Origin of the sequence: Alkalicoccobacillus porphyridii, assembly GCF_007293315.1 — a bacterium.
Classification (GTDB): Bacteria; Bacillota; Bacilli; order Bacillales; family Bacillaceae_D; genus Alkalicoccobacillus; species Alkalicoccobacillus porphyridii.
In genome coordinates this window covers 1-274 of the sequence record NZ_VLXZ01000201.1, presented here as the reverse complement: position 1 = coordinate 274, position 274 = coordinate 1, and the positions used below count along the sequence as shown (strand labels likewise).

The 274-nt window shown below is 56.2% G+C and carries 1 protein-coding gene; it reads right to left on the bottom strand.

All coding sequences use genetic code 11. The features are described from left to right. Positions 1-76: 76 nt before the first annotated feature. A partial coding sequence (locus tag FN960_RS24025; RefSeq protein ID WP_185971144.1) for a SufD family Fe-S cluster assembly protein occupies positions 77-274 on the bottom strand: 198 nt, incomplete at its 5' end.

The following is a 274-nucleotide window of genomic DNA, read 5'->3' as shown; positions in this document are numbered from 1 at the left end:
AGATAAGCCAGCGGCAACCCGTTTACCTCCCGAGAAAGCACCGGAAAGTCGGCCCGCACTTTGTCGACGGAAAAAGTCATCTTACACCTCCTGGCAGTCGTTGACCGATTCGGGCCAGCACCTGCTGTTTAAGCCCCTCATCACGCAGTGCTTCCGTCAGTTCAGCAGCAAAGGCGTAAATGATCATCTGCTGGGCATCCTGCTGATTGATCCCGCGCGAGCGCAGATAGAACATCTGTTCATCATCAATACGCCCCACCGTCGCGCCGTGGCT